The organism is Rhizomicrobium electricum (assembly GCF_011762045.1).
Classification (GTDB): Bacteria; Pseudomonadota; Alphaproteobacteria; order Micropepsales; family Micropepsaceae; genus Rhizomicrobium; species Rhizomicrobium electricum.
Genome location: NZ_JAASQS010000001.1, coordinates 432,824 through 455,187 on the forward strand (window position 1 = coordinate 432,824; position 22,364 = coordinate 455,187).

Annotated in this window: 16 protein-coding genes; 2 read left to right on the top strand and 14 right to left on the bottom strand. The window is 63.0% G+C overall.

Going from position 1 to position 22,364, the window contains the following annotated elements; all coding sequences use genetic code 11:
• From FHS84_RS01815 to aceA, 9 genes are all read right to left on the bottom strand, one after another.
• Entirely contained in the window at positions 1–750 is a 750-nt protein-coding gene (locus FHS84_RS01815; protein WP_166929691.1) for an electron transfer flavoprotein subunit beta/FixA family protein, read from the bottom strand.
• Positions 747–1,295 carry a thioesterase family protein gene (locus tag FHS84_RS01820; RefSeq protein ID WP_166929693.1) on the bottom strand — a complete coding sequence of 183 codons (549 nt, stop codon included), beginning with the start codon at positions 1,293–1,295 and terminating at the stop codon, positions 747–749. The genes FHS84_RS01815 and FHS84_RS01820 overlap by 4 nt, the downstream gene beginning before the upstream one ends.
• A 13-nt stretch (positions 1,296–1,308) precedes the next feature.
• Positions 1,309–3,099 carry an acyl-CoA dehydrogenase C-terminal domain-containing protein gene (locus FHS84_RS01825; protein WP_166929695.1) on the bottom strand — a complete coding sequence of 597 codons (1,791 nt, stop codon included), beginning with the start codon at positions 3,097–3,099 and terminating at the stop codon, positions 1,309–1,311.
• A 4-nt stretch (positions 3,100–3,103) separates the two neighbouring features.
• Entirely contained in the window at positions 3,104–5,416 is a 2,313-nt protein-coding gene (locus FHS84_RS01830) for a 3-hydroxyacyl-CoA dehydrogenase/enoyl-CoA hydratase family protein (RefSeq protein ID WP_166929697.1), read from the bottom strand.
• Complete coding sequence (locus FHS84_RS01835; RefSeq protein ID WP_166929700.1) at positions 5,416–6,552, bottom strand: thiolase family protein; 1,137 nt, start codon at positions 6,550–6,552, stop codon at positions 5,416–5,418. The genes FHS84_RS01830 and FHS84_RS01835 overlap by 1 nt, the downstream gene beginning before the upstream one ends.
• A 55-nt stretch (positions 6,553–6,607) precedes the next feature.
• Positions 6,608–7,000 (bottom strand): MerR family transcriptional regulator, encoded by a 393-nt coding sequence (locus FHS84_RS01840; RefSeq protein WP_166929702.1) that lies wholly within the window; start codon positions 6,998–7,000, stop codon positions 6,608–6,610.
• A gap of 128 nt (positions 7,001–7,128) precedes the next feature.
• A complete protein-coding gene (locus FHS84_RS01845; protein ID WP_166929704.1) occupies positions 7,129–8,817 on the bottom strand; it encodes a long-chain-fatty-acid--CoA ligase in 1,689 nt (562 codons plus the stop codon).
• Between the two features lie 219 nt (positions 8,818–9,036).
• Entirely contained in the window at positions 9,037–11,217 is a 2,181-nt protein-coding gene (locus tag FHS84_RS01850) for a malate synthase G (RefSeq protein WP_166929706.1), read from the bottom strand.
• Positions 11,218–11,240: 23 nt separating this feature from the next.
• Complete coding sequence (gene aceA / locus FHS84_RS01855; protein WP_166929708.1) at positions 11,241–12,503, bottom strand: isocitrate lyase; 1,263 nt, start codon at positions 12,501–12,503, stop codon at positions 11,241–11,243.
• 153 nt (positions 12,504–12,656) lie between these two features.
• On the opposite strand from aceA, the gene FHS84_RS01860 reads away from it, so the two are divergent.
• Both FHS84_RS01860 and FHS84_RS22165 read left to right on the top strand, forming a co-directional pair.
• Complete coding sequence (locus tag FHS84_RS01860; protein WP_166929710.1) at positions 12,657–14,087, top strand: helix-turn-helix domain-containing protein; 1,431 nt, start codon at positions 12,657–12,659, stop codon at positions 14,085–14,087.
• 12 nt (positions 14,088–14,099) lie between these two features.
• Positions 14,100–16,355, top strand: coding sequence for a phosphate acyltransferase (locus FHS84_RS22165; protein ID WP_166929712.1), 2,256 nt, complete (start codon positions 14,100–14,102; stop codon positions 16,353–16,355).
• Here FHS84_RS22165 and FHS84_RS01870 read toward each other — a convergent pair.
• From FHS84_RS01870 to FHS84_RS01890, 5 genes are read right to left on the bottom strand one after another with little or no spacing between them, the layout of a single operon-like run.
• Positions 16,352–17,209 carry an HpcH/HpaI aldolase/citrate lyase family protein gene (locus FHS84_RS01870; protein WP_166929714.1) on the bottom strand — a complete coding sequence of 286 codons (858 nt, stop codon included), beginning with the start codon at positions 17,207–17,209 and terminating at the stop codon, positions 16,352–16,354. The genes FHS84_RS22165 and FHS84_RS01870 overlap by 4 nt on opposite strands.
• Entirely contained in the window at positions 17,206–17,658 is a 453-nt protein-coding gene (locus tag FHS84_RS01875; RefSeq protein WP_166929716.1) for a MaoC family dehydratase, read from the bottom strand. Before FHS84_RS01875 ends, FHS84_RS01870 begins: the two co-directional genes overlap by 4 nt.
• Positions 17,658–19,523 carry an acetyl/propionyl/methylcrotonyl-CoA carboxylase subunit alpha gene (locus FHS84_RS01880; RefSeq protein WP_166929718.1) on the bottom strand — a complete coding sequence of 622 codons (1,866 nt, stop codon included), beginning with the start codon at positions 19,521–19,523 and terminating at the stop codon, positions 17,658–17,660. The genes FHS84_RS01875 and FHS84_RS01880 overlap by 1 nt, the downstream gene beginning before the upstream one ends.
• A 3-nt stretch (positions 19,524–19,526) precedes the next feature.
• Positions 19,527–21,122 (bottom strand): carboxyl transferase domain-containing protein, encoded by a 1,596-nt coding sequence (locus FHS84_RS01885; RefSeq protein WP_341801804.1) that lies wholly within the window; start codon positions 21,120–21,122, stop codon positions 19,527–19,529.
• Positions 21,119–22,264: an acyl-CoA dehydrogenase family protein gene (locus tag FHS84_RS01890; RefSeq protein WP_166930149.1), complete on the bottom strand. Its 1,146-nt coding sequence runs from the start codon at positions 22,262–22,264 to the stop codon at positions 21,119–21,121. Before FHS84_RS01890 ends, FHS84_RS01885 begins: the two co-directional genes overlap by 4 nt.
• Positions 22,265–22,364: the final 100 nt, after the last annotated feature.

Consider the following 22,364-nt stretch of genomic DNA (forward strand, 5'->3'; position numbering starts at 1 on the left):
TCAGATCACCTTCGCTTCATTCTTGAGCTTGTCGACCAGCGTGGCGGCGTCGGCCACCTTGACGCCCGCCTTACGCTTTGGCGGCTCTTCCACCTTCAGCGTGACGAGACGCGGAGCGATATCGACGTCGAGATCGACGGCAAAGGTCGTCTCGAGCGGCTTTTTCTTCGCCTTCATGATATTGGGAAGGCTGGCATAGCGCGGCGTGTTGAGACGCAAATCGGTCGTCACCACGGCCGGCAGCGCGAGGCTGACCGTTTCTAGACCGCCATCGATCTCGCGCGTGACCACGGCACGGCCCTCTTCGAGAGCGAGCTTGGACGCAAAGGTTCCCTGCGGCCAGCCCAGCAGTGCCGCCAGCATCTGACCGGTCTGGTTGGAATCGTCGTCGATTGCCTGCTTGCCGAGAATAGCAAGGCCGATCTCTTCGCGCTTGGCGATGGCGGCGATCAGCTTGGCCACGGCCAAGGGTTCGACGGCTTCATCGGTCTGGATCAGAATGGCGCGGTCGGCGCCCATGGCCAGCGCGGCGCGCAAGGTTTCCTGCGCTTGCGCCGGTCCGATCGAAACGACGACGATCTCCTGCGCCTTTCCAGCCTCTTTCAGCCGCACGGCTTCTTCGACGGCGATTTCGTCGAAGGGATTCATCGAGAATTTGACGTTGGTGGTCTCGACGCCCGATCCATCGGCCTTGACCCGGACCTTGACGTTGTAGTCGACCACGCGCTTGACGGCGACAAGGACTTTCATGCTTCCTCCGGTTCGAGTTGGCGGGCGGGCACCCCGAAACCGCGGTCGGCTTCGCGCCACGCGGCGATCCAGCCCGGCAGTTGCGGCGTGACCGCAGCCTCGCCCAATGCGTCAGCCATCTCAGCCGGCGCCACCATTCCTTCAGATCCCAGAAACGCACCGCGGATCATCGACTGACAGGCCAGAACCGCACCAGCCGCGATGCGATGCTCGATGTAAAACCAGCGCTCGTCCCAACCGATCAAGCGGCTGACGAGTTCCATACGCTGGAAGGGCCGCAAAGGACGGCGATAACGCACAATGCAGCCGGCGATCACCGCCTGCCAATGATGATGCCACATCGCCCGCCATAGCCCCGTGCGCAGGATGAGATCGACGCGACCGACATCCATCAACGCGAGATAGCGGGCATTGTTCATATGGACATTGTAGTCGAGGTCGTTGGGCAACACGTGGAACGCCAGCCGTGACTCGCCGAGCAGTCCCAGCCGGGGGCGGAACGGCGCGGCGAGTGCTGTGCCCAACATGCGCACGGCTGCGGTCATTACGTGGCTCCGATCAGAACGCGGCCTCGGGAAACTCAATCATTGTGGACCCGCCCGCCATGATCGACGAGAACAACGCTCCGGTCTGCGGCAGAACCCTGTCCATGAAGAACGCACCGGTGGCGAGCTTGGCGCGATAGAAATCGTCCTCGCCCGTCTTTTCCTCGAGTTTCTTCAGCGACACCTCGGCCATGCGCGCCCATTGATAGGCGAGTGCGACGAGACCGAAGAGACGCAGATACTCGGTCGCCGCCGCGCCGGCTTCTTCCGGACGCTTGAGGCCGACCTTGGCGATCTGGCCCGTCGCCTGCTGCAAGCGCACGAAGGCCTTGGTCAGCGGGTCGACATAGCGCGACAGCGCGGGATTGTCCGAACGCGACTGAATGAACTCTGCAACCGGATGGAAGAAGCTGCGCAGATTGCGGCCCATATGCGCACCGAGCTTGCGGCCGACGAGATCGAGCGCCTGCACGCCGTTGGTGCCCTCATAGACCTGGGCGATGCGGGCATCGCGGACATACTGCTCCATGCCGTGCTCGCGGATATAACCGTGACCGCCCATCACCTGAACGCCATGATTGGCCGTTTCGAATCCGTAGTCGGTGAACAACGCCTTCACGATCGGCGTCATCAGGGCGACGAAATCTTCCGCCTCCTGCTTCGCCTTGGGATCGTCGGTGTGCGCGGCGATATCGACAGCCTGCCCGACCCAGGCGCCGAGCGCGCGGCAGCCTTCCGCGGCGGCGCGCATAGAAAGCAGCATGCGGCGAACATCGGGATGAACGATGATCGGATCGGCGGGCTTGTCGGGATACTTGGCGCCCGACAGCGACCGGCCCTGCAAGCGCTCGCGCGCATACGCCACCGCGCCTTGATAGGAGACTTCGGCGAGGCCGAGACCTTGCAAGCCGACGGCAAGCCGCTCTTCGTTCATCATCGTGAACATCGAGCGCATGCCCTTGTGCGGCGAACCGACCAGCCACGCGGTCGCCTCGTCGAAATTGAGCACGCAGGTCGCGGACGCCTTGATGCCCATCTTGTGCTCGATGGCGCCGCAGGAAACGCCATTGCGCTTGCCCGGCGTGCCGTCGGCGTTGGGCAGGAATTTCGGTACCAGGAACAGGCTGATGCCTTTGATACCTGGCGGTGCATCGGGAAGACGCGCGAGCACGAAATGGATGATGTTCTCGGTGAGATCGTGCTCGCCGGCGGAGATGAAGATCTTCGTGCCGGAAAGACGATAAGTGCCGTCGTCGTTCGGTACCGCCTTGGTGCGGCAGAGACCGAGATCGGTGCCGCAATGCGGCTCGGTCAAACACATCGTGCCGGACCAGGTGCCTTCGACCAGCTTCGGCATATAGCGCTCTTTCAGCTCATCGCTGCCGTGCGCCACCAAGGCTTTGCAGGCGCCCTGCGTCAGGCCGGGATAAAGACCGAACGACAGATTGGCCGAACAGATCATCTCGGTGATGAGGACATTGACGATATTCGGAATGCCTTGGCCGCCATAGGCCGGATCGGCCGTGATCGATGTCCAGCCGCCTTCACGGAAGGTTTTATAGGCTTCGATAAAGCCCTTCGGCGTACGCACGACGCCGTTCTCGAACTGGCAGCCTTCCTCGTCGCCGCTACGGTTGAGCGGGAACAGCACTTCCTCGCAAACCTTGGCCGCCTCTTCGAGCACGGGATCGAAGAGTTCCGGTGTCATGTCTTCGAGGCCGGGCAGAGACGACAGCGCGGCACCGTCGTGCAGTTCGTAAAGGACGAAGCGCATGTCGCGCAGGGGAGCCTTGTACGTTGCCATGATGTCAGTTCCTCAGAGGCTTGCCGGTTTCGAGGACGTGTTCGATCCGCGCCAGCGTGTCGGGATGATGCAGCAGTTTCTGGAAGCGGCTGAATTCGAGCGCGAGCACATCGCTTTCGCGCAGCGTGCGGGTGACGTCGGTATCGCCGCCCGACAACACTTCGGCGAGCGTGCCCGAAACGACGAGATCATGCTTGGTCGCCAGACCGCGGCGATGGAAGCTCTCCGCCGCCAGCCCCATCGCCACCGCAGCGCTTTCGCCGGGCAGCACGAACTCGGGCTCCTGCGGCGGGACGTAATCGCGTGCCAGTTCCAACGCCTTCGCCTTGGCGTCGGCCAGAAGACGATAGCGGTTCATGGTGATGCCGTCGTTGGGCTTCAAGAACAGCAGCTCTTTCGCCTCGGCCGCGGACTTGGCGACCGTAGCGGTCGAGATCATCTCGAACACTTTGGCGACGGCAGGCATCGGGCCTTTTGGCAATTTGCCCAACGTCGACCAGCGATGCAGCATCTCCTTGCAACCGCCCCAGGCCGGGATCAGGCCGACGCCGCATTCGACAAGACCGATGTAGCTTTCGGCGTGCGCTTGCAGCGCGTCGCAATGAAGGAGGATCTCGCAGCCGCCGCCGAGTGCGAGGCCGGATGGGGCACCGACCACAGGGAACGGCGCGTATTTGAGCCCTTTGTAGACCGCCTGCCCTTCCGTGATCATCTGTTCGAGGATCGGCCATGCGGCAATGTTCACGGCAAACAAGGCAAGCCCGAGATTGGCGCCGGCAGAGAAAGCGGTGCCCTCGTTGTAGATCACCATCGCCTTGAAATCGCGGGCGACGAGCTTGGTCGCCTTGGCGAGCAGAGCCATGATGTCGGCGTCGATGGTGTTGAGCTTCGAGGTGAATTCGAAGCAGGCAACGCCGTCGCCGATGTCCCACAACGCAGCCGAGCCGTTTTTCAGCAATGGCTCACGGGTGCGCTTGATGTCTTCCAGCAACAGCACACCGTCCGGGCGGACGATGTCGTGATATGCGCCGTCCGGGCCGAGCATCTGGCGACGGCCATTTTCGACGCGATAGAACGGACGTCCCGCGGCGGTGCGGAGCAGCTCCGGGACCGGCAGGCCGTCTTTCTCCAGCCGCGCGACGAACCACTCGGTGCCGAGACGGTCGATCATTTCGAACGGGCCCTGCTTCCAGGCATAGCCGAGGCGCATGGCTTCATCGACCGAAGCGATATCGTCGGCGACTTCCGGCACCAGCATCGCGGCATAGGACAGCGTGCGCGCCATCACCGCCCAGGCATACCGACCGGCCTTGGTGTCGGACGCAAGTTGCGCCTTGATGTCTTTCGGAATGTCGAGGTCGGCCTTTTGCTGCGGCCGGTATTCGCCAGTCTTGAGCGACAGGGTTTCCTTGACCTTGGCGCCGCCGTCGCGATTGAGACGATAAAACCCGCCCTTGCCTTTGCGGCCGGTATAACCCTCGGCCAGCATGCGATCGATCAGCGGCAGATCGCGGACCGCCTGCTGATAGGGATCGTTCTTGGGCAATGCAGCGGTCATGCTGGCGTGGATGTGCGGCATGAGGTCGAGGCCGACGAGATCGAGCAAGCCGAACACGCCGGTCTTAGGAAAGCCCATCGGCTTGCCCATCACCGCATCGGCTTCTTCGACTTCAAGGCCGAGATCGAACGCCTCCACCACGGCCGTCTGCAGCCAATAGACGCCGAGACGATTGCCGATGAAGCCGGGACGATCCTTGCAATGCACCACGCTCTTGCCGAGCTTGAAGTCGGCGAAGCGTTCGACGGCTTCCAGAGCGTCGGGGCGCGTCTGCGGGCTGGTCACGATTTCCAACAGGCGCATATAGCGCGGCGGATTGAAGAAATGGGTGATGAGAAAATCGCGCGCGAAGGTCTCGCCGAGGCCCTTGGTCAACGCGGCGAGCGGAATGGTGGAGGTGTTGGACGACACCACCGATCCGGCTTTGCGCACCGCATCGATACGGCGATAGAGCGCCTGCTTGACGTCCAGCTTTTCGACCACCGCTTCGATGATCCAGTCGCAATCGGCGAGCTTGGCGAGATCGTCTTCGGTATTGCCGGGCGTGACTAGCCGGGCAGCGGCCTTGGACATGAACGGCGCCGGATCGGCCTTCTGCATCTTGGCGATGGCGCCTTCGGCGATGGCGTTGCGGTTGTCGGCGCCCTTCGGAACGATGTCGAGCAGCAGCACGGGCACGCCCGCGTTGGCGACGTGGGCGGCGATTCCGGCCCCCATGACGCCGGCGCCGATGACGGCGACTTTGGCGATTTCTGCCATCACACCGCCTCCAGGACCGTCGCGATGCCCTGCCCGCCGCCGATGCACATGGTGGCGAGCGCATAGCGGCCGCCGGTGCGCTTCAGAAGCGACGCGGCCTTGCCCGTGATGCGCGCGCCCGAAGCACCGAGCGGATGGCCGACGGCAATGGCGCCGCCGTCGATGTTGACCTTGGCGGGATCGAGATCGAGGTCGCGGATACAGGCCAGCGCCTGGGCAGCGAAGGCTTCGTTGAGTTCGACCACATCGAGCGCCGTCGCCTTGATACCGGCACGCGCCAGCGCTTTGCGGCTGGCTTCGATCGGGCCGATGCCCATGATCTCGGGCGCCACACCGGCAATCGCGATCGAGGCGACGCGAGCAAACGGCTTCAGGCCATTCTTGTCGGCATATTCGGCGGAGCAGACGATCGTGGCGGCGGCACCGTCGGTCAGCGGCGACGACGTGCCGGCAGTGACGGTCCCTTCGGCGGTGAAGGCGGGCTTCAACTGCGCCAGGGCTTCCGGCGAGGTGTCGGTCCGGATGCAGCCGTCGGTATCGACGATGCCCTTCTTGGTATCGACCGGGATGATCTCATCCTTGAAGTAGCCGGCGGCTTGCGCCTTGGCAGCCCGTTGATGGGACTGGAAGGCGAAGGCTTCCTGATCGGCGCGCGAGATATCCCATTGGCGGGCGACGTTCTCGGCGGTGTCACCCATGCCCATATAGGCGCCAGGCAGGGAGCGGGCGAGGTCGGGGTGGGGAAACAGGTTGAATCCTGTCATCGGTACGCGGGTCATACTCTCGACCCCCGCACAGATGAATGCCTCGCCCGCTCCCATCTGGATAGCTCCGGCAGCGGTATGAATGCCTTGCATGGAAGAACCGCAGAAGCGGTTGATGGTCTGGCCGCCGACGGTCTGCGGCAGACCCGCCATCAGCACGACGAGGCGGGCCATGTTGAGCCCCTGCTCGCCTTCGGGAATGGCGCAGCCGAGCAGAAGATCCTCGATATCGGCGGCGTTGATGCCGCTGCGCGCGACGAATTTCTTGACGAGCTGGGCCGCCATTTCATCCGGCCGCGTTCCGGCCAGAGCGCCTTTCTTGGCGACGGTGAATGGCGTGCGCGCGTATCCCGCGATGACGACGGTCTTCATCGGTTTCTCTCCAGACTGGTTGAGGCCGGAGAGAAAGAAGACTGCCTTCTTTCCGTCAGGCCGGTTCGACGGCGCCCTTCTGTGCCAGGGCTTCGACGGTGAGCTTTTCGATATCCTTGAGTTCGCGCAGGGTCTGATCCAGCGCCCGGCGCTGCTCTTCCAACTGGCGCGAACGCTCGCGCACCTTGGTCAGCAACAGCTGCATCTGCTCGGTCTGGGTCACATCGACCACGTAGAGGTCGAGAAACTCCTTGATCTCCTTGATCGAGAAGCCGAGCCGCTTGCCGCGCAGGATCAAGATCATCCGAGCCCGGTCGCGATGTGTGTAGACCCGCGTCGCTCCGGCACGCTGCGGTGCGATCAAGCCCTGGTCCTCGTAGAAGCGGATGGTGCGGGGCGTGATGTCCAGATCGCGCGCGAGTTCGGTTACCGAATAGATCTTTTCCATGGCACGCATCCTTGGCCCAACCATCTCCGGCGACCGGTGATGAGCGTATTGGGGAGGAAGCTCCCCAATTGGTCACCTTTCCGACGCGCATATTGAACAGATTCATGGACTTCTCCAAGAGGGGACACCTACTCTGTAGTGCCGCTCACGGCGTGTTCTTGGGCAATCAGGTCTTTTTTCGAGAGTTTGCCCACCATGGTCTTGGGCAATTGCTGGCGGATCTCGATGATCTTCGGCATCTCGATGCGCGACAGGTAACCGGCGAGGAATTCCTTGAGCTCGGTCGGCGTGGCGCGGTGGTTTTCGCGCAGACAGACGAACGCCTTCGGTGCCTGGCCGCGATAAGGATCGGGCACGCCGATCACCACCGCTTCGTTGACGGCAGGATGCTGGTACAGCGCCTCTTCGATCACTCGCGGATAAACGTTGTAGCCGCCGCAGAGGATCACATCCTTGATACGGTCGACGAGATAGAGATAGCCGTCCTCGTCGAGATAGCCGATGTCGCCGGTGCGCAAGGCGCCGTCGGTCATCACTGCCTCGCTGTCCTTGGGACGCCCCCAATAGCCGGCCATCACCTGCGGCCCGCGCACGCAGATTTCACCCTTCTCGCCGACATCCATCTTTTGGGTGCGGGCGATCGGCGAATAAACCTCGATGATCGTACCGGGCAGCGGCAGACCGACCGAGCCCGCCTTGCCGCCGGTATCGAGCGGATTGCAGGTCGCAACCGGCGAGGTTTCCGAGAGACCGTAACCTTCGACCAAACGGCAGCCGGTGAGCGCTTCGAAACGGTTTTTCACTTCCAGCGGCAGCGGCGCACCGCCCGAAATGCAGGTCTGGATCGACGACAGATCGGCGGAGCTATGTTCGGCGGCACCGATCAGTGCGGTGTAAATGGTCGGCACACCGGGGAACATGGTCGGCCGCTTCTTGGCGATGGTCTTCATCACCTGATCGAGTTCAAACCGCGGCAGAAGGATCAGTTCGGCCGCAAACGCGATCCCGAGATTCATGCCGACCGTCATGGCGAAGACGTGGAACAGCGGCAGCGCCAGCATCATCCGCTCCTCGCCCGGACGCGGATCAGTCATCAGGCGGTAAAGCTGGTCGACATTGGCGGTGAGATTGCCGTGCGTGAGCATCGCGCCCTTGGGCACGCCGGTGGTGCCGCCGGTATATTGCAGCACGGCCAAATCGCGCGCGGGATCGATTTCGGCGGGCTCGACCTTGCCGTCGTTGGCGATCAGCTTGTCGAAGCGAATATGGCGCAGATCGTTCGGCACCTCGGCGATTTCCGAGCGCTTGAACACCGAGAACAGCGCACCCTTGACCAGAGTCAGAGCCCCGCTCATCGGGCAGACGACGATGCGTTCGAGCGACGTCTCGCCCAGCGCCGCCGCCACCTTGGGATAGATCTGGCGGATGTCGAGAGTCACCATCAGCGTGGTGCCGGAATCCTCGATCTGGTGGCGCATCTCGCGCTCGACATAGAGCGGATTGAAATTGACCACCACGCCGCCCAGCCGCAGCACCGCGAAATAGCAGATCACGTAATACGGCGTGTTGGGCAGGCAGAGCCCGACACGGGTGCCCTTCTTCACGCCCAAATGCTGGAGGCCGCAGGCGGCGCGCGCCACGAGTTCGCCGAGTTCGCCATAGGTGGTGCGGCGGCCGAGGAAATCCATCGCCGGACGGTTCGGGAATTTCGCCACCGCCTGATCCAGGATCGCGGTAACCGGCGTGCAAGCGATCTGCGGATCGGGCGCAGCGCTTGCCGGCTCGGAGCGATAGTCGAACGAGGCTTCGGTGCTCATGCGGCTGCCCACGGTGCTGTATCTCCCTGCTGGCGGCATCTGACGCACCGCTCAAGCAACCTGATTAGAATATCTCTAATTCTATTTCGTCAAGCACATAACGTTTACGTCAGTGCAAAAAAATGCAGTGGTAACGCTAAAACTGACCCAGCATGACGTAATCGTTAGATAACAAACGGAAAGTGCCGCAGGGACAGTTCCTGCCCCTGCGGTGCTATTTCAATGGCTTGCCTTCACCTCACGGCGGAAGCGATTGAGAATCAGTTCGGTGTAGCCATTGGGCTGCCGGAACGCCTCGAAGATCAGCGCCGACGCGGCGCGGAAGGCAGGGCTGTCCCAGTGATCCGCCATGGTGCTGTAGGCACGATCGCCTGCGTTCTGCTCGTCCACGATGCGCGCCATTTCCTCCAGCGTTGCGAGGACCTGCTCGCGGCGGCAGACGCCGTGGCGCAGCCAATTCGCGACGTGCTGGCTCGAAATGCGCAAGGTGGCGCGGTCTTCCATCAGGCCGACATTGTTGATGTCCGGCACCTTGGAGCACCCGATGCCCTGGTCGATCCAGCGCACGACGTAGCCGAGGATGCCCTGGATGTTGTTCTCCAGTTCGGCCTGGATCTCCCATTCGGTCGGTCGCGTTCCGGTCATCAGCGGGATTTCGAGCAGCGCATCCACCGGCGGACAAGTGCGCGTCTCGGCTTGATACGCCGAAACATCGGCTTCGTGATAATGCAGCGCATGCAGCACAGCCGCGGTCGGCGACGGCACCCAGGCGGTGTTGGCGCCGGTACGCACCTGCCCGATCTTCTCTTTGTAAAGATCGGCCATCTTGTCGGGCTTGGCCCACATGCCCTTGCCGATCTGGGCGCGGCCTTGGAAGCCGCAAGCCAAGCCGATGGCGACGTTGCGTTCTTCGTAGGCCTTGATCCAGTGCGTGTTCTTCATCTCGTTCTTGGGGACCATCGGACCCGCTTCGAACGCCGTGTGGATTTCGTCGCCGGTGCGGTCGAGGAAACCCGTGTTGATGAAGGCGATGCGATGGGACGCGGCGCGGATCGAGGCCTTGAGATTGACGGACGTCCGCCGTTCCTCGTCCATCAGCCCCATTTTGACGGTATTGCGCGGCAGACCGAGTGCATCCTCGACGGAATCGAACACGCGGTCGGCGAACGCCACCTCTTCGGGGCCATGCAGTTTCGGCTTGACGATATAGATCGAACCGGTACGCGAACGAGCGCGACGGCTGGGCGACGATTCAAGCCCATGCATGCCGATGGCCGTGGTGATCATGGCATCGACAATGCCTTCCGGCGCCGGACGGCCGTCATCGAGCAGGATCGCATCGGTTTCGATGAGCAGACCGACATTGCGCACCAGCATCAGGGCCGTTCCGGGCAAGGTCAGCGTCGAGCCGTCCGGCGCGGTGTAGGCGCGGTCCGGATTGAGGCGGCGCATGGTGGTGCGGCCGGACTTTTCGAATTCCGCTTCCAGCGTGCCCTTCATCAGGCCAAGCCAGTTGCGGTAGGCGCCAACCTTGTCCTCGGCATCGACAGTGGAAACGGAATCCTCGAGGTCCATGATCGAGGTCGTGGCCGCTTCCACGATCACGTCGCAGATGCCGGCCGGATCGGTGCCGCCGACCGGATGGCTGCGGTCGAGACAGATCTCGATATGCAGACCGTGATGGGTGAGCAGGATCGCCGTGGGCGATTCCGCCGGTCCACGGTAGCCGGCGAACTGCGCCGGGTTGGCAAGTTCCGACGTCCGTCCACGCGTGGTACCAACTGCAAGCGTGCCGTTCTTGATCGCGAACGACACCGCGCCTTGATGGGAGCCCGAGGACAGCGGCACGGTCCGGTCGAGGAAATCGCGGGCAAAGGCAATAACCTGTGCACCGCGGATGGGATCGTAGGCCTTGCGCACCATGCCGGGGATCATGTCGGTGCCGTAGACGGCATCGTAAAGACTGCCCCAGCGCGCATTGGCGGCATTGAGCGCATAGCGCGCGTTGGTCAGCGGCACCACAAGTTGCGGACCGGCAACCGTCGACATCTCGGGATCGAGCGGGCCGGTCTGGATGGTGAAATCCGGCCCTTCTGGTTCGAGATAGCCGATCTCGGTCAGGAACGCCTTATAGGCGCCGACGTCGAACGCCTCGTAGGCGTGCTTGCGATGCCAATCGTCGATCGCGGCTTGCAGCCGGTCGCGTTTGGCCAGCAGGGCCCGGTTTTCCGGCGCCAGCGTATGCAAGAGTACGTCGAACTCGGCCCAAAATGCCAATTCCGAAATGCCGGTGCCGGGCAGGACTTCGTCGTTGATGAAGTCGTGCAGAACCTTCGCCACCTTGAGACGACGTCGCTTGACGCGCTGGGTTTCTTTGCGATGGGCCGGTTGTATTTCCATGAGAGCATCCATGACGGTCTCCGTCATTCCGCTGCGAACTGGGCGGTTTCGGTGGAATGGGCCATTGCGGTGGTCGAGGACTCGCCGCCGCTGACCGCCAGCGACACGGCGTCGAAATAGCCGGTACCGACTTCGCGCTGATGACGCGTGGCGGTATAGCCTTTGGGTTCCGCGGCAAACTCTTCCTGCTGCAGATCGGAATACGCCGCCATGCCACGCGTGTTGTATTCGTGGGCGAGACGGAACGTCGCCAGGTTCAGGCTGTGGAAGCCGGCCAGCGTGACGAACTGGAACTTGTAGCCCATGTCGCCGAGTTGTTCCTGGTACGTGGCGATGGTCTTCTCGTCCAGCTTGGCGCGCCAGTTGAACGACGGCGAACAGTTATAGGCCAGCAGCTTGTTGGGGTACTGGCGCCGGACTTCGGTCGCGAACTCACGCGCTTCACCGAGGTCGGGACGGGAGGTTTCCCACCACAGCATGTCGGCATAGGGCGCATACGCGAGAGCGCGCTTGATGCAATGGGCGACGCCCATTTTTTCCTTGAGGCGGAAGAAACCTTCGCTGGTGCGCTCGCCGGTCATGAATTCATGATCGCGCTCGTCGATATCGCTGGTGATGAGCTGCGCGGCTTCCGCATCGGTGCGGGCGATCAGGATGGTTTCGACGCCGGCGACATCGGCCGCCAGACGCGCCGCATTGAGCGTGCGGATAAAGTTTTGCGTCGGCACCAGAACCTTGCCGCCGAGATGGCCGCACTTCTTTTCCGACGCCAGCTGATCTTCGAAGTGCACGGCCGCGGCGCCGGCTTCGATCATCGACTTCATCAGTTCGAAGGCATTAAGCGGACCACCGAAGCCGGCTTCCGCATCGGCAATGATTGGTAAGAAGTAGTCGCATTCGCTCTTCCCTTCGAGATGGCCAATCTGGTCGGCGCGCTGCAGGGTGCGATTGATACGGCGGACCACTTCCGGGACGCTCGAACTCGGGTACAAGCTCTGGTCGGGATACATCTCGCCGGAATTATTGGCGTCGGCCGCGACCTGCCAACCGGAGACATAAATCGCCTCCAATCCCGCCTTGGCCATCTGCATCGCCTGATTGCCGGTCGACGCACCGAGCGCGCGCAAAAACGGTTTTTCATGAAGCGCTTGCCACAGGCGAGCGGCTCCGCGTTCGGCCAGCGTATGGGCGACTTGAACCGAACCTCTGAGCTTCTCCACCTCGGCTGGACCGTAGCTGCGGCGGATGCCGTCGAACCGTCCCGAACCGTTTGCCATCGAGTCCATAGCGTTTGCTCCTTGCGTTTATTGGTCTTGTTTAGTATTTGTCTTTTTACAAGAAGCGCAATAACTTATTGAAGAACCAAAGAAACTTTGTAAAGCGCCACACGAGGACACGCTGTAAATCGGTAAATCTCCAAACAAGGGTATGGGCCGCACATGATTCAAACCCGACTTGGAACCAAGCTGAGACGCCTGCGCGCGGAGCAAAAACTCACGCAAGCGCAGATGGCGCAGCAGCTTGAGATCAGCCCCACCTATCTCAATCTCTTGGAACACAATCAGCGTCCGATCACGGCGACGGTGCTGCTGAAACTGGCGCAGCGCTTTGCCATCGACGTGTCGTCATTCAACATGGATGACGAGACGCGCCTCGTCTCCGATGTGATGGAGGCGCTGTCGGATCCGCTGTTCGACGTGCATGGCATCAAAGCCACGGACGTGCGCGAGATGGTGGGCGCCTCGCCTGCCATCGCCCGTGCGGTGCTGACACTCTATCAGGCCGCCCGCCGCAATGCCGTGCCGAACGCGGCGGCGGTCGATACGGCGCCTGGCGAACTCAGCTATCTGCCGGGCGGCATGCCATCGGAAGAAGTGTCGGACTTCCTGCACGCCAATCACAATTACTTCCACGATCTCGAACTCGCCGCCGAAGCGCTGTGGAAAGCGAACGATCTCACTCTTGAAAATCTCTACCACGGCCTGATCGGTGTGCTGTCGAAGCGGTTCTCGGTTGCAGTGGACGTGCAGCCTGCCGACGCGATGGGGAACACGCTGCGCGAATACCGCCCGCTCGACCGGGTTTTACGCATCTCCGAAATGCTGCCGCTATCGAGCCGGACGTTCCAATTGGCGAGCCAGATCGCCTTGCTCGGCAGTGACGGCGAAATCTCTGCGCTGATGGCGAACGGAAAATTCACCTCGGGGGAATCGGAACACCTTACCCGCACGGCACTGGCCAACTATTTCGCGGCCGCCGTGATGATGCCCTATGCGCGGTTCCTCGAAGCGGCCCGCGCGACGCGGCACGATCTCGACGTGCTGCAGCATCGCTTCGGCGCCAGCTTCGAGCAGATTTGCCATCGCCTGACGACGCTGCGCCGGCCGGGGGAAGAAGGCGTGCCGTTCCATCTCATCCGCGTCGACGTCGCCGGCAACATCTCCAAGCGATTTAACGGTTCGGGCATTCAGATCGCCCGTTTCGGCGCCGCTTGTCCGCGCTGGAACGTTTACGACGCTTTCGCCACACCCGGCATGCTCCGGGTGCAAGTGAGCCAGATGCCGGACGGCTCCTCGTTCTTCTGCGTTGCCAAAACGATCAGCCCAATCGGCCGCGGCGCGCGCGCCAAGCCGGTCGGAGCCCGCTTGCACCGGCTCGCGATCGGCCTCGGCTGTCCCCTCTCCTATGCCAAGGAAGTGACCTATGCCGATGGGCTGACGCTGGACGATCCCAATATCCTAACCCCGATCGGCGTCAGTTGCCGCGTATGCGAGCGGGTCAATTGTCCCGAACGCGCCATGCCTTCGCGCAACTTCAAGCTGGTCGTCGACGAAAACCGCCGCGGCCTGTCCGCCTATTGCTACCCCTGACGGGAGAAACCCATGGTCTCCGAATCCACACCCTCATTCACCGACGAAGAAGCGCTCGCCTTCCATGCCGGCGCCAAGCCGGGCAAGATCGCGATCGCACCCTCCAAACCAATGGCAAGCCAGCGCGACCTGAGCCTCGCCTATTCGCCGGGCGTGGCGGTGCCGGTGCGGGTGATCGCCGATAGGCCGGATGCAGTGTATGACTACACCGCCAAGGGCAATCTGGTCGCGGTGATCTCGAACGGCACTGCGATCCTAGGCCTCGGCGATCTCGGCGCACTGGCATCGAAGCCGGTGATGGAAGGCAAGGCGGTGCTGTTCAAGCGCTTCGCCGATGTCGACGCTATCGATATCGAAGTCGATACGACCGATGTCGACGCCTTCATCAATGCGGTGCGCTATCTGGGCCCGACCTTCGGCGGCATCAATCTGGAAGACATCAAGGCGCCGGACTGCTTCGTGATCGAGGAGCGGTTGAAGGAGTTGATGGACATTCCGGTGTTCCACGACGATCAGCACGGCACCGCCATCATCTGCGCCGCCGGCGTCATCAATGCGCTCCAGCTCACCGGTCGCAAGATCAACGAGATCAAGGTGGTGGTGAACGGTGCCGGTGCCGCCGGCATTGCGTGTCTCGAACTCCTGAAGACCATGGGACTGCCGAACGCCAATGCGGTGCTGTGCGATTCCAAAGGCGTGGTCTATCGCGGTCGCACCAACGGCATGAACCAGTGGAAAAGCGCGCACGCCATCGACACCCGCGACCGTACATTGGAAGAGGCTTTGAAAGGTGCCGACGTGTTCCTCGGCTTGTCGGTCAAAGGTGCGCTGACGCAGGACATGGTGAAAGCCATGGGCAAAGCGCCGATCATTTTCGCGATGGCCAATCCCGATCCGGAAATCACGCCGGAAGACGCCAAAGCGGTGCGGCCCGACGCGATCATCGCCACAGGACGCAGTGACTATCCCAATCAAGTCAACAATGTCCTGGGCTTTCCCTACATCTTCCGCGGCGCATTGGACGTGCGGGCACGCGAGATTAATCTACCGATGAAGATCGCAGCTGCTGAAGCCCTCGCGGCTTTGGCGCGCGAAGACGTGCCCGACGAGGTTGCGACCGCGTACGGTGGCGTGCGGCCGAGCTATGGCGCCGATTACATCATCCCCTCGCCGTTCGATCCGCGGCTGATCTCGCGGGTGTCCTCGGCGGTGGCCGAAGCGGCGGTCAAGACCGGGGTGGCACGGCGCGCGATGCCGGATGTCGGGCATTATCGCGCCGAACTGACTTCGCGGCTGGACCCCTCCGCCGATCTATTCCACCGCCTCACCGAAAGCGTGCGCGCCAAGCCGAAGCGCGTGGTGTTCGCGGAAGGCGAAGAATCGTGCGTGGTGCGCGCCGCGGTCGCGTTCCAGCAAGCCGGTCTCGGCAAAGCCGTACTGGTCGGGCGCCGCGACGTCATCAAGGCAACCATCCAGCGCGCAGGCCTCGAAGGCGTCGCCGATCTTGAGATTCGCGTGCCGCATTCGGCGGCGGAAGCGGCACCTTATATCGAGGCGCTGTACAAGCGGCTGCAGCGGCGCGGCGCGCTGCATCGTGACGTCGTGCGCATGGTGACCAACGACCGCAATATCTATGCCGCGTCGCTGCTCTCCGCCGGGGAAGTCGATGCCATGGTGACCGGCTCGACGCGCGCCTATGCCGCCGTGCTGGCCGATATCCGCCGGGTGCTCGACACCCCGCCCAACCAGCGCCCGATGGGCGTGATGGTGATCTTCGCTAAGGGCCGGGTGATCTTCGTTGCCGACACGTCCGTGCACGAACTGCCGACCTCCGAGCAGCTTGCCGACATTGCGACCCAGGCGGCGCGTGTGGCCCGTTGGTTCGGCTATACCCCGCGCGTGGCATTGCTCGCGTCATCGACGTTCGGCTATCCCCGCAGCGAACGCTCCGAGCGCATCGTCGAGGCGGTGCACATTCTCGACCGCCGCCAAGTCGATTTCGAATACGACGGCGAAATGGCGATTGACGTGGCGCTCGATCGCGAGCGGATGGCGCTCTATCCGTTCTGCCGCCTGACTGAAACCGCCAACGTGCTGGTGATGCCGGCGGTGCATTCGGCACAGATTTCCACCAAGCTGTTGCAGCAGGTGGGCGGCGTGTCGATGCTGGGGCCGTTCATGGTCGGACTGGAAAAGTCCGTCCAGATCGTTTCGCTCGGCGCCAACATGACCGAGATCTACAACGCTGCGCTGGTGGCTTCGCTCTAGGTGGGGTCGCCGACCCGCGCCAGTACGCGCTGCGCCTGAACAAGGTGCGGCGCGTCCAACATGACGCCATCGAGCGCGATCACGCCGGCGCCAGCGGCGAAGGCTTGCACCACGGCTTTTGCGCGCGCGATCTGTTCGGGCGATGGCGTGAACGCAGCGTTGATCGGTCCGATCTGCGCCGGATGGATCGCCAGCATTCCGGAAAAGCCGTCGCGCGCGCCGCGTGCGGCGTAGGCAGCGAGACCTTCGCCGTCCGTGAACTTCGGATACACCGTTTCGATGGCAACGACACCGGCCGCGGCGGCGGCAAACAGTGCGAGCGACCGCACCATCTCGAACGGCGGCGTGTAGCGGCCGTCTTCCTCGCGCGACGTCGCCGCGCCGATCGCGGCAGGCAAATCTTCCGCACCCCAGGTCATCGCGCAAAGCCGCGGGCCGCCGTACTCGCCCAATTTGAACAGTGCTGCGGGCGTTTCGGTGACGATGGGCAAAACCCGCGTCGCGCCCGGCGCGATCTCATATTGCCGCTCGGCGGCTGCGAGCAATTCGTCGAGCCCCGCAAGGCTGCGCACCCCTTCCGCTTTCGGCAGCACGACCCCGTCCGGCCGTCCCGGCATGACTACGTTGAGGTCGGCCTCGACAAGAGCCGATGCCAAGGAATTGATGCGGATGAAAACCTTAGCATCGCCGCGCGATTGCAAAGCGGCCAGCGCATTCGAACGTGCTCTTTCCTTCGCCGCCAACGCAACGCTGTCCTCGAGATCGATGATGACAGCATCGGCGCCGCTGGCGAACGCCTTCGGAAAACGATCCGGCCGGTCTCCCGGCACGAACAGCAGCGAACGCAGCCTCATGGCGACCTTCTTTGCAGCAGCACCACGCGCAGCATCTCGCATACCACTTCATCGCGCTGGTTGAGCATCTCATGACGGAACGTGACCACACCGGCGTTCGGCCGCGACCGGCTCTCCTTGAGTGCGACAACCTCCGTGCGGGCGTGCAGCGTATCGCCGATGAAGACCGGCTTGGGCATCACGACCTTCTCGTAACCCAGATTGGCGATCAGCGTACCGAGCGTGGTATCGCCCACCGAGAGACCAACCAACAGCGAGAACGTGAATGTGCCGTTGACGAGAATGCGCCCGAACTCGCTTTTCGCGGCATAGTCCGCATCGATATGCATCGGCTGCGGATTGTGGGTCATCGCCGAGAACAACAGATTGTCCGTCTCGGTCACAGTACGGCGAATCTCGTGCTCGATCCGGTCGCCGATATGCCAATCCTCGAAACAGCGCCCCGCCATCATTCCTCTCCCGCGATGCGCACCAGTTCGGTTCCTTCCGACACCTGGGCGCCAGTTTCGGCACGCAATTCCGCAACCACACCGGCGAACGGCGCCACCAAGCTATGCTCCATCTTCATGGCTTCCAGCACCAGCAAAGCCTGCCCGCGCTCCACGCGGTCGCCCTGTTTCACTGCCACCGACAAGATGCGGCCCGGCATCGGCGCGGCGAGTGTTCCATCCTCACCTGCGCTGGTACCGCCCGCCCCCTCTGCCCTCGGTGCATTGACGTGCCATGCCTCGCCATCCAGGAAGACGATCCGTTCGCCGTGAACATCTCTGATAGCGCCGCGCGGCCGTTCAGAGTTTAGCTCCACCACGTGCGATAGACCGTCGACTTCGACCACGACACGCGTCTCTCGCGGTGCCGCAATGCGAAAACCGGAGAGCGCACGCCACGGATCATCGGCATCGGAAGGCAACAACGCTCGGGCAGCAAGCTGCAACACGGGACCGGATGGTTCGGCGGCAGGAATGAGATCGTCATGCCCCGCAATGAATCCGGTATCGATCCTCCCCGCGGCGAAATCCTCGTGCGCAGCCGCGCGCGCCAAAAACGCTGCATTGGTCTTCACCGGCCAGATTTCGACCGCGGCACACGCCTCTGCCAGTCGTCGCGCGGCAGCGGTGCGGCTCGGCGCGTGAACCGCGATCTTGGCGATCATCGGATCGTAGTACGGCGAAATCTCGTCACCTTGTTCAACGCCGCTGTCGACGCGAGCATTCGATGGCAGAACCAAGTGGTCGAGGCGTCCGGTCGACGGCAGGAACCCCGCCGAGGGGTTCTCCGCATAAAGGCGCGCCTCCATCGCCCAGCCATTGCGGCGGATTTCATTCTGCACAAGCGGCAGCGGCTCGCCCGCGGCAACGCGCATCTGCCATTCGACCAGATCGAGTCCGGTGATTGCTTCAGTGACGGGATGCTCGACCTGGAGGCGCGTATTCATCTCCATGAACCAGATGCGGTCGGCGCGAACGCCTCCGCGCGCATCGGCGATGAATTCGATCGTGCCGGCGCCGACATAGTTCACGGCCTGTGCTGCCTTCACCGCCATCGCGCAAAGGGCGGCACGGGTTTCTTCGTCCACACCGGGAGCGGGCGCTTCCTCGATCACCTTCTGGTGCCGCCGCTGCAGCGAGCAATCGCGTTCGAACAGGTGGACCACGCGGCCGTGCGCATCACCGAACACCTGGACTTCAATATGACGCGGCGCTTCGATGTACTTTTCCAGCAACACACGGTCGTCACCGAAAGCGGCTTTGGCTTCGCGGCGGCAGGATTGCAGCGCATCACCAAACGCCGCGGCGCCTTCGACCCGGCGCATGCCTTTGCCGCCGCCACCGGCCACCGCCTTGATCAGCACCGGATAGCCGATCGCATTGGCTTCGGCCTCAAGACGCTTGAGGCTTTGATCGTCGCCGAGATAGCCGGGCGTCACCGGAACGCCCGCCTCGGTCATCAGTCTTTTTGCTGCATCCTTCAGCCCCATGGCACGGATGGCTGCCGGCGGCGCGCCGATCCAGACGAGACCAGCTGCAGCAACAGCTTCGGCGAAGTCGGCATTTTCGGACAGGAAGCCGTAACCCGGATGGATCGCCTCGGCGCCGGTGCGGCGCGCGGCGTCGAGCAGTCGGTGCGTATCGAGATAGCTCTCCCGCGCCGGTGCCGGTCCGATACGAACCGCCTCGTCCGCCTCGCGCACGAACGGCAACCCCGCATCGGCATCCGAGTATACGGCGATGGTCCTGACGCCGAGGCGTCGCGCGGTACGCAGAATGCGCCGAGCAATCTCGCCGCGATTGGCTATCAGGACAGACCCGAACATCGGCTACATCCGGAACAGGCCGAAGCGCGGGCGCTCGGCAACAGGTGCGTTGAGGACGGCGGAGAGTGCCAAACCAAGCACATCGCGCGTTTGGGCCGGGTCGATCACACCGTCGTCCCACAGGCGTGCGGAGGCGTAATAGGGACTACCCTCATGCTCATACCGGGCGCGGATTGGCGCCTTGAACGCTTCCTCCTCTTCCTTGCTCCAAGTGCCGGCGTCGCGATGGACCGTTGCGAGCACACTGGCCGCCTGCTCGCCGCCCATCACCGAGATGCGCGCGTTGGGCCATGTGAACAGGAACCGCGGACCGAACGCGCGACCGCACATGCCGTAATTGCCGGCGCCGAACGAACCGCCGATCAACACGGTGAGCTTCGGAACGCTGGCGGTCGCCACTGCCGTCACCAGCTTGGCGCCGTTTTTGGCGATGCCTTCGGCCTCGTAGCGGCCGCCCACCATGAAACCGGAAATGTTCTGCAGGAACAAAAGTGGCGTGCGGCGCTGGCAGGCCAATTCGATAAAATGAGCGCCCTTCAACGCGCTTTCCGAAAACAAGATACCGTTGTTGGCGAGCACCGCAACCGGAATGCCCCAAATGCGGGCGAAGCCACAAACCAGCGTGGCGCCGTAGAGCGACTTGAATTCGTGAAATTCGGAACCGTCGACAATACGCGCGATGACCTCGTGCACGTCATAAGGCGCCCGGACATCCGCCGGGATGATGCCGTAAAGTTCTTCGGCGCCATAGGCTGGCGCTTTCGGCGGCGCGAGATCCATGTCGATGCTCTTGACCGTGTTGAGGCGGCCGACGATCTCCCGCACCAGACCCAGCGCATGGATATCGTTTTCCGCCACATGATCGACAACTCCCGAACGCCGCCCATGCGTCTCGGCGCCGCCCAACTCTTCCGCGCTGATCACTTCACCGGTCGCAGCCTTCACCAGCGGCGGCCCGCCGAGGAAGATCGTTCCCTGATTGCGCACGATCACCGTCTCGTCGCTCATTGCCGGAACATAGGCACCGCCGGCCGTGCACGAACCCATTACGCAAGCGATCTGTGCGATGCCTTCCGCCGACATCTGTGCCTGGTTGTAGAAGATGCGGCCGAAGTGATCGCGGTCGGGAAATACCTCGGCCTGGTGCGGCAGGTTGGCGCCGCCGCTGTCGACGAGATAGATGCACGGCAAGTGGTTTTCGCGCGCAATCTCCTGGGCTCGCAGATGCTTCTTCACCGTCAGCGGGAAATAGGCACCGCCCTTTACGGTCGGATCGTTGCAAACGATCATGACTTCGCGATTGGCGACACGGCCGATGCCGGTGACGATCCCCGCGCCGGGAGCTTCGTCGTTGTAGAGACCGTTCGCCGCAAGTGCGCCAACCTCAAGGAACGGCGAGCCCGGATCGAGCAAGCGGTGGATGCGGTCGCGCGGCAGGAGCTTGCCGCGTTCGGTGTGGCGCGCGCGAGCCCGCTCCGAGCCGCCGAGTGCAGCCGCAGCGACCCTGGCCCGCAACTCTTCGGCCAGCGCGCGATTGTGCCTTTCCTGGGCGAGAAACGCCGCGCTGCCGCGGTCGATCCTGGTGGCGAGCGTAGTCACGCGGCAATCAACTCTCGGCCGATCAGGATGCGACGGATTTCGTTGGTGCCGGCGCCGATGTCGTAGAGCTTGGCATCGCGCAAGTAGCGTTCGACCGGCCATTCGGTGGTGTATCCGGCGCCGCCCAGCGCCTGGATCGCCTCCAGCGCGACCTTCACCGCATTCTCGCTCGCCATCAGAATGGCACCCGCCGCATCGAAGCGCGTGGTCTTGCCGGCGTCGAATGCGCGGGCCACGGTATAGACGTAAGCACGCGACGAATTGAGCGCGACGTACATGTCCGCCACCTTGGCCTGGATCAACTGGAACGCACCGATCGGCTGACCGAATTGCTTGCGCTCGCGCACATAGGGCAGCACGACATCGAGGCACGCACGCATGATGCCGAGTGGACCACCGGCGAGAACGGTGCGTTCGAAGTCGAGCCCGCTCATCAACACGCGAATCCCGCCGCCTTCCGGCCCCATGACGTTCTCGGCGGAAACCTCGCAGTCCTCGAACACCAGTTCGGCAGTTTCCGAACCGCGCATGCCCATCTTGTCGAGCTTCTTGGAAACCGAAAATCCCTTGAAGCTCTTCTCGATCAGGAACGCGGTGAGGGAGCGCTCGCCGGTCCGCGCATAGACGACCAGCACATCCGCATGCGGGGCGTTGGTGATCCAGAACTTGGTGCCATTGAGCACGTAACGATCGCCGATCTTCTCCGCGGCCAGTTTCATCGATACGACGTCGGACCCGGCACCGGCTTCACTCATTGCCAGAGCGCCGACATGCTCGCCGGAAATCAGCTTCGGCAGATAACGGCGCTTCTGCTCGTCCGTCCCCCAGCGGCGGATCTGATTGATGCAGAGATTGGAGTGGGCGCCATAGGACAAGCCGACCGAAGCGGAGGCGCGGCTCACCTCCTCCATCGTCACGACGTGCTCGAGATAGCCAAGACCGAGACCGCCGTAATCCTCCTCCACCGTAATGCCGTGAAGGCCGAGCGTTCCCATCTCAGGCCACAAGGACCGCGGGAAGGTGCCGGAAACATCGGCTTCCTTCGCCAGCGGGCGAATCCGGTCGGTGGCAAACCGGGCGGTCGTCTCCCGGATCGCATCGGCGGTGTCGCCAAGCCCGAAATCCATGTCCTGCAGCACCATCGTCCTCCCGATCATTTTTTGTCGCGCTCGCACCGGCCGCGGCAACGAACGAGGCGTTCACCCCAACGTCAGAAACAACATCGCTGCGCCGAGGCCGTCC